An 8,012-nucleotide genomic window follows, 5' to 3' on the forward strand; every position below is an offset into this window, starting at 1 on the left:
TACCATCAGGAAGATCAGCAGCGTGGCCCCGATGAAGACCGGGATCATCTGGAGCAGCCGCCGGACGACGTACCGTCCCATGGCGCCTCCTCAGCTGACCTTGATCTCGTTGTAGACGGGGACGCTGAACGGGTTGAGCTTGACGTTGGACAGCCGCTGCGAGAAGCCGGCGCTGCCGTTCTGGTACCAGAGCGGGATGGCGGCCATGTTGTCCCGCACGACCTCCTCGGCCTGCTGGAAGGTCTGGACGGCCTTGGCGGTGTCGGACTCGCCGTTCGCCTGGTCGACGAGGCCGTCGAACTTCTTGTCGGACCACTTGCCGTCGTTGGAGGAGGCGTTGGTGTAGTAGAGCGGCTGGAGGAAGTTCTGGATGAGCGGGTAGTCCATCTGCCAGCCGGCGCGGAAGGGGCCGCTCATCTTCTTGCCGGTGATCTGGTTGCGGAAGTCGGCGAAGGTGCCGACCGGGTTGCCGACGCAGGCGCGGTCGTTGTCCAGGGCGTTGTTGATGGAGTTGCAGACGGCGTCGACCCACTGGCCGTGGGAGCCGGTGTCGGCGTTGTAGGTGATCTTGACCTGGCCGCCGGGCAGTCCGCCGCCCTCCTTGATCAGCTTCTTGGCCTGGTCGGGGTTGTACTCGCAGGCGTCCCCGCACAGCCCGGCCTTGTAGCCGCCGTCCTCGCCGAGGACGGGCGAGGTCCAGTCGGTGGCCGGGGTGCGGGTCTGCTGGAAGATCGTGTCGGTGATCTGCTTGCGGTCGATCGCCATGGAAAGCCCGGTGCGGACCTTGTCGGAGCCGGACTTGTTCCAGTCGTCGTCGTAGAACGGGAAGGCGAGGGTCTGGATGATGCCGGCCGGGGTGTTGATGTACCGGTCGCCGAGGTCGTTCTTGACGTTCTTGAGCTGGGCGGCGGGGACGTCGTCGACGAGGTCGAGGTTGCCGGCCATCAGGTCCGTGTAGGCGGTGTTGTTGTCGGTGTAGACCTTCAGGTCGACGCCGCCGTTGTCGGCCTTGTCGGGGCCGGGGTACTTGTCCCAGGTGCGCAGGGACATCTGGGAGCCGCGGGCGTAGTTGTCGACCTGGTACGGCCCGTTGCCGACGGGCTTCTTCAGCCAGGCGTCGTGGTCGTCGAAGAACGCCCTGGGCAGCGGGGCGAAGGCGGCGTAGCCGAGGGTGTCGGGGAAGCTGGAGAACTTCTGGCCGAGCTTGACCGTGAAGGTGCGCGGGCCGGTGACCTTGAGCCCGGAGAGCGTGTCGGCGGTCTGCTTGCTGCCGTCCTCCGGGTGGACCTTGTCGTAGCCGTCGATGTAGGCGAAGAAGTACGCGTTGCGCTGGTTGTTCTTCAGGCTCGCGCCGTAGTTCCAGGCGTCCACGAAGGACTGGGCGGTCACCTTCTCGCCGTTGCTGAAGGTCCAGCCGTCCTTGACGGTGACGGTGAAGTTCTGCGAGTCGGAGGTGTCGATCTTCTCGGCGAGCATATCCTTCGCCTCGCCGGTCTCCGGGTCGTACTTCTTCAGCCCCCGGAAGATCATGTCGAGGACCTTGCCGCCCTGCACCTCGTTGGTGTTGGCCGGCTCCAGCGGGTTCTGCGGGTCGCCCCAGGAGGAGCTGAGCACGGCCCCGCTGTCCGAGCCGCTGTCACCGCCCCCGCCTCCGCAGGCCGTCACCGCGAGGGCTGTCGCCGCCGCGCAAGCGGCCCATTTGGCGTGCGTGGCTCCGCGCATGGAGTGCCTCCCAGTGCCTGACTCGTCCGCTGGTCCGTTCTCGGCCAGCATCGGGGGGCACACCCTGCGGCGCACATTCGTCCGGTCCGTACGGGTTCGGGGGTCCTCCGGACGGACGTACGACGAAAACGGACGTACGACGAACGGGGCAGGGGTCCGGCGGCACGCGAAGGACCGGGGGCGGGAGGAATGTCCTCCCGCCCCCGGTCCATGGGCCGTCAGGTCGCCGGCCGCCGGGGCCGGGCCCGCCGGGTCAGCTCTTCGAGACTCCCGCCGCCCCGTCGGTGCCTTCCTCCATGGCCGCGAGAGCCGGGTCCAGGACGATGTCCTCGGCGCGGGCCTCGATGGTCGGCTCCTCCGGGAAGTGGCAGGCCGTCAGGTGACCGGCCTTGCTGCCCTCGATCCGCACGAGCGGCGGCTCCTCCGTCGCGCACTTGTCCTGGGCCTTCCAGCACCGCGTGCGGAACCGGCAGCCGGACGGCGGCGCGATCGGCGAGGGCACGTCGCCCTGGAGGCGGATGCGCTCCCGCCTGTCCGCGTCGAGGTCCGCCTCGGGCACGGCCGACAGCAGGGCGTGCGTGTACGGGTGACGGGGCCGGTTGTAGAGGGAGTCGCGGTCCGCGATCTCCACGATCTTGCCCAGGTACATCACCGCGACGCGCTGCGAGAAGTGCCGCACGATCGACAGGTCGTGGGCGATGAAGACGAACGCGATGCCCATCTCCCGCTGCACTTCCTGGAGCAGGTTCACCACCTGGGCCTGGATCGACACGTCGAGGGCCGAGACCGGCTCGTCGGCGACGATCAGCTTCGGCTCCAGCGCGACGGCACGCGCGACACCGATGCGCTGGCGCTGGCCGCCGGAGAACTCGTGCGGGAAGCGGTTGAAGTGCTCCGGGTTGAGACCGACGATCTCCAGGAGCTCGCGGACCCGCTTCTCCCGGCCGCCGGGCGGGTTGATCCCGTTGATCTCCATCGGGCCCGAGATGATCGTGCCCACGGTCTGCCGCGGGTTCAGCGACGCGTACGGGTCCTGGAAGATCATCTGGATCTCGGACCTGATCGGCGCCAGCTGCGACCGGTTCGCCTTGCTGATGTCCTGCCCGTTGTACTCGATGGTGCCCTCGGTGGGCTCGTACAGACGGGTGATCAGCCGGCCGGTCGTCGACTTGCCGCAGCCGGACTCGCCGACGAGGCCGAGGCTCTCCCCCGGGAAGACCTCGAAGTCGACGCCGTCGACGGCCTTGACCGCGCCGACGGTGCGCCGGATCGGGAAGCCGCCCTTGATCGGGAAGTGCTTCTTCAGGCCCTTGACCCGCATGAGGGGTGCGCTGCCGCCGTCCCGCTGCTGCGGGATCGATTCGGCGACCGCCGTGTTCGTCTTGCTGTTGTCGCTCATGGTGATGCCCCAGTCGCCGGTTTCCGCTCAGCCCAGCCGGGGCTGAATCGTCTCGATGAACACCTGCTGCCGCTGTTCCGCCGTCAGGTGGCAGGCGGCCGCGCGGCCCGGGGCGAGCGTCGGACGCTCGCCCGAGCAACGGCCGCCGGGCACCTTGTCGGTGAATTCGCACCGCGGGTGGAACGCGCACCCCGTGGGCGGGTTCAGCAGCGAGGGCGGCGATCCCGGGATCGGCATCAGCGGCTCGTCGACGTCCGAGGAGAGCCTCGGCATCGAACTCAGCAGACCCCAGGTGTAGGGGTGCTGGGGCGTCTTGAGCACCTCGCGCACCGTGCCCCGCTCGACGGCACGGCCGGCGTACATCACCAGGATGTCGTCGGCCATGTTGGCGACCACGCCCAGGTCGTGGGTGATCATGATGATCGCGGAGCCGAACTCCTGCTGGAGGTCCTTGAGCAGGTCCAGGATCTGCGCCTGCACCGTCACGTCGAGCGCCGTGGTCGGCTCGTCCGCGATCAGCAGGTCCGGGTCGCAGGCCAGCGCCATGGCGATCATGGCGCGCTGCCGCATACCGCCGGAGAACTGGTGCGGGTAGTCGTCGACCCGCTGCTGCGGGTGGGGGATGCCCACCTTCTCCAGCAGGTCGATGGCGCGCACCCGGGCGTCCTTCTTGGAGGCGCCGGTGTGCTTCATGAACGGCTCGCCGATCTGACGGCCGATCGTGTAGTACGGCGACAGAGCGGTCAGCGCGTCCTGGAAGATCATCGCCATCTTCTTGCCGCGCAGCTTTTCCATCTGCTTCTCGCTGGCGTCGGTCAGCTCCTGACCGTCCAGCGTGATCGACCCGTCGATGGCGGTCTTCTTGCGGTTGTGCAGGCCGAGGACGGCCAGGTTGGTCACCGACTTGCCGGAGCCGGACTCGCCCACGATGCCGAGCGTCCTGCCGCGCTCCAGATCGAAGGAGAGCCCGTCCACCGCCTTGACGATGCCGCCCTCGGTGGAGAAGTGGACCTTGAGGTCGCGCACCGACAGGAAGGCGTCCCCCGCGGCGGCGGCCGCGGCCTCTTCGGGCTTGGTCTGAGTGGTCACGGTGGTTCTCCTAGGACAGGCGCACGCGCGGGTCGATGACGGCGTACAGGGCGTCCACGATCAGGTTGAAGACGATGATGAGCGCGGCGCTGACCAGCATGACGCCCATCAGCATCGGCAGGTCCTTGTTGGTGACGGACTCGAGCGCGAGCCGGCCGAGACCGGCCAGGCCGAACGTCAGCTCGGTCACCATGCCGCCCGACAGCAGCGAGGAAAGGTCGATGCCGAGGATGGTGACGATGGGGATGAGGGAGCCGCGCCAGGCGTAGCGGAAGAACGTGTAGTTGCTCGACATGCCCTTGGCGCGGGCCGCCCTCACGTGTTCTTCCTGGAGTTGCTCGATCATCGACGAGCGGCTCATACGGGTGTAGTTGGCGGTGAAGATCGTCGCCATCACGAGCCAGGGGATCAGCAGGCCCATGAACCAGCCGCCGAGGTCCTCGGAGAACGGCACGTACTTCGGCTTGTCCAGCCAGCCGGTGTTGTAGACGAGGAACAGCAGGACCAGCGGGCCGAGGAAGTAGATCTGCAGGGAGCTGATGACCAGAGAGCCGGAGCTGAACGTCTTGTCCAGCCAGGTACCGCGGTTCTTCGCGGCCAGCATGCCGGCGCCGAGACCGACGACGAGGAAGACCAGGAGGCTGCCGACGGTCAGCGAGAGCGTCAGCGGGAACCGGTCCATGATCGTGTCCCAGACGTTCTGGTTGTTCGCGAACGAGACACCGAAGCAGGGGGCGGCGCAGTGACCGACGGCGAAGTCCCGGCCGGCGAAGACGCCGACGAGGAAGTTCCAGTACTGGACCGGGACCGGCGAGTCGAGGCCGAGGTTCTTGTGGATGATGGCCAGCGCGTCCGGCGTGCAGTTCTTGCCACAGGCCAGCATGGCCGGGTCCTGCGGGATCGCGAAGAACATGAAGAACGTGAACGCACTGATCAACAGCAGAATCAGCGCCGCGCCGAACGTCCGGCGAATGAGGAATTGAAGCATGGCAGGCAGCTGCTCTCAGGACGGCGGCAATCGGTTGGGGAGGTCTGGAAGGGGATCCGGGCCCCGGTGGTGGGCGCTCCGCCGCGCACCCACCACCGGTTTCCCGACAGGGCGGTTACTTCTTGAGGAAGACCCGCGTGACGTCCACGTAGCTCGAGTCCGAGCTGTAGCGGATGCCGCCGATGTTGGAACCGAAGATCTGGAAGACCTTGGTGTAGTAGATCGGCGCGGCCGGGTTGACCTTCTCGGTGATGTACTCGTTCAGCTCCGCCCACGCCTTGGTGGCCTCGGCGGTGTCCGTGATCTTCTGGATGCGGGCGATCTCGGAGTTCACGTGCGGGTCGTTGATGTGCGAGTAGTTCGACGCGCCGTCCTGGATCTGCGTGCCGTCGTACACCGGCGGAATGACCGTGGAGGCCGACGGCCAGTCCTGGCCCCAGCCGGTCATGTACAGGTCGTAGCCGTTCTTGACCTTGCCGACCTGCTCGTACCAGGTGGCGGAGTCGATCTCCTTCTTCTGGATGTCGAGACCGATCTTGCCCAGGGCGTCGGCGATCAGGACGGCCTGCTGCTGACGGGTCGGCGTGTTGCCGTAGGCGTAGACGAGCTTCTTGCCCTCGAAGCCGCCTTCCTTGATCAGCTTCTTGGCGGCCTCGATGTCACCGTTCGGCTTCTTGGCGCGGCTGAACGGGTCGTAGGTCTCGTCGTAGCCCGGAGTGGTGGGCGACATCAGCGAGTTGGCGACCTCACCGCCGTAGGCGCCGCCGTCGGCCTTGAAGACCGAGGTGGCCGGCAGGGCCAGGCTGATCGCGTCGCGGAGCTTCTTGTCCTTGACGCGGTCCAGGTTGAAGTTGAGCTGCCACACGTAGGGCGCGTAGCCCTGGATCGTGCGGTTGGTCATCGCGTTCTTGTCGCTGACGACCTTCTGGAGCTGCGTGGTGGCGACCTGGCCGGTGAACATCATCGCGTTCTTGGCCTCGCCCTGGTCGGCGAGCAGGGTCTTGGTCTGGTCTTCGTCATCGTGGTTCATGCTGATGTTGAAGCCGTCCACGTACTGGTGGCGCACCGAGTCGGACTTGGGGTCCCACTGGGGGTTCTTGACCAGCGACATCGACTTGCCCGGCTTGAAGTCCGCGATCTTGTACGGACCGGTGGCGACCGGGTCGGTGTCGTACTTCTCCTTGGTGTCCGTCTCCTCCGGGACGACGCTGTAACCGGGCATGGTCAGCATCTGCGGGAGGTCGGGCTGCGCCTCCTTGAAGTGGAAGACGACCGTCTTGTCGTCCGGCGTCTCCAGGACGTTGTCGGGCAGGTGCTTGCCCTTGTCCGGACCCTCGTACGCCTTGCGGTAGGTGGTGCCGGCACCGGACAGCCACTGCTGGAGGTAGACCGGACCGTCGGTGATGTAGGACGCGTAGAGGCGCTCGACCGTGTGGCGGATGTCCGCCGAGTTGATCGGGTTGCCGTTCTCGTCCTTCAGGTTGTCCTTGAGCGTGTACGTCCAGGTCTTGCCGCCGTCGGACGCCTTGCCCGCGTCGGTGGCGAGGTCGCCCACGACGGTCAGGTTGCCCTTGTCGTCCTCGTTGTACTGGGTCAGGCCGCGGTAGATGAGGCGGCTGAGCAGCTTGCCGTCCGAGACGTAGATCTGGCCCGGGTCCAGGTGGGAGAAGTCGGCCTCCTGGTACACGGTGGCTATGCCGCCGGGCTTGGCGCCGGGCACCTCGGCCGCGGGGCCGGTCGACGCCGCGGCGTCGCCGATCTGCACGGGCTTGGACTGCGACGCGGCGTCCTTCTTGTTCTTGCTGTTGTCCTTGGACGAGTTGCCGCTGTCGCCGCCGCCGCAGGCGGTGAGGGTCAGGGCGCCCGCCGCCACCGCGACGAGCGCGGCCGTAGCGGTGCGGTTTCGGAAGATGCTCATGGAGTCGAATCCACCTGCCTGTGAGTAGTGAGCACTGCTGTTACGCGGCCGGAGACGGGCTGTGTGGCACCGGGCCCGACCTGGGGGCAGAGCGAGGAGTCCCCGTGGGGGCTCAGCGGCCCGTCTTGGGATCGAAGGCGTCCCGTACGGAGTCGCCGAGGAGGTTGAAGGCCACGACGAAGATCACCATGGCGATGCCGGGGAAGAGCATGTAGTACGGGTCCTGCTCCACGATGTTCGCGCCGATGGCGAACATCCGGCCCCAGTCCGGCGTGGGTTCGACGTATCCCACACCCACGAAGGAGAGGAAGGCGATGCTGAGGATGGTGCTCGGCAGCGTGAGGGTCGCCTGCACGAGTGTCGGGGTGACGATGTTGGGCAGGAGTTCCTTGCGGATGATCCGCCAGGAGGACGCCCCGGAGATGCGCGCCGCCTCGACGAACTCCCGGTCCCGCAGGGACAGCGTGGCGGCACGGACGATGCGCGCCATGCTCATCCAGCCGAGGAAGGACATCACGATGATGATCGCGCAGGTGCGCACGTAGGTGGGCGTCTCCTCGTCGGGGGCGACGAACACCGTGGTGATCACCGGCATCGCCGCGACGAAGAACAGCTGGCTGGGCAGGGCCATGAAGAAGTCGGTGACCCGGCCGAGCCAGTAGTCGATCTTGCCGCCGAAGTAGCCGCCGGCCAGGCCGATCAGCACACCCATGACCGTCATGATGATGGTCGCGGCCAGGGCCGTGGCGATCGAGGTCCGCATCCCGTACAGCAGCTGCGTGAAGACGTCGCGGCCGAGACCGGGCTCGATGCCGAACCAGAAGTCACCGTCGATGCCGCCGGCGGGCTTCGCCGGCATGGTGAACATGTCCAGGAGGTCGGGGTTGTCCTGGCCA

At 67.0% G+C, this 8,012-nt stretch carries 6 protein-coding genes; all 6 read right to left on the reverse strand.

Annotated features, from left to right (window positions below):
• Positions 1-90: 90 nt before the first annotated feature.
• Positions 91-1,722 carry a peptide ABC transporter substrate-binding protein gene (locus GTW67_RS00555; RefSeq protein ID WP_161162805.1) on the reverse strand — a complete coding sequence of 544 codons (1,632 nt, stop codon included), beginning with the start codon at positions 1,720-1,722 and terminating at the stop codon, positions 91-93.
• 253 nt (positions 1,723-1,975) lie between these two features.
• Complete coding sequence (locus GTW67_RS00560) at positions 1,976-3,121, reverse strand: ABC transporter ATP-binding protein (RefSeq protein WP_161162806.1); 1,146 nt, start codon at positions 3,119-3,121, stop codon at positions 1,976-1,978.
• Between the two features lie 27 nt (positions 3,122-3,148).
• Complete coding sequence (locus GTW67_RS00565; RefSeq protein ID WP_161162807.1) at positions 3,149-4,210, reverse strand: oligopeptide/dipeptide ABC transporter ATP-binding protein; 1,062 nt, start codon at positions 4,208-4,210, stop codon at positions 3,149-3,151.
• Between the two features lie 10 nt (positions 4,211-4,220).
• The gene (locus GTW67_RS00570; RefSeq protein ID WP_161162808.1) at positions 4,221-5,198 is read right to left on the reverse strand and encodes an ABC transporter permease; all 978 of its coding nucleotides are present in this window, start codon (positions 5,196-5,198) and stop codon (positions 4,221-4,223) included.
• Positions 5,199-5,313: 115 nt separating this feature from the next.
• Positions 5,314-7,116 carry an ABC transporter substrate-binding protein gene (locus tag GTW67_RS00575; RefSeq protein ID WP_161162809.1) on the reverse strand — a complete coding sequence of 601 codons (1,803 nt, stop codon included), beginning with the start codon at positions 7,114-7,116 and terminating at the stop codon, positions 5,314-5,316.
• 112 nt (positions 7,117-7,228) lie between these two features.
• A partial coding sequence (locus GTW67_RS00580) for an ABC transporter permease (protein WP_161162810.1) occupies positions 7,229-8,012 on the reverse strand: 784 nt, incomplete at its 5' end.

The organism is Streptomyces sp. SID5910 (assembly GCF_009862125.1).
Classification (GTDB): domain Bacteria; phylum Actinomycetota; class Actinomycetes; order Streptomycetales; family Streptomycetaceae; genus Streptomyces.

Excerpts from the sequence above, each read along its gene's own strand:
- GTW67_RS00555 (WP_161162805.1), bottom strand. The coding sequence starts at position 1,722 with ATGCGCGGAGCCACGCACGCCAAATGGGCCGCTTGCGCGGCGGCGACA.
- GTW67_RS00560 (WP_161162806.1), bottom strand. The coding sequence starts at position 3,121 with ATGAGCGACAACAGCAAGACGAACACGGCGGTCGCCGAATCGATCCCG.
- GTW67_RS00570 (WP_161162808.1), bottom strand. The coding sequence starts at position 5,198 with ATGCTTCAATTCCTCATTCGCCGGACGTTCGGCGCGGCGCTGATTCTG.
- GTW67_RS00575 (WP_161162809.1), bottom strand. The coding sequence starts at position 7,116 with ATGAGCATCTTCCGAAACCGCACCGCTACGGCCGCGCTCGTCGCGGTG.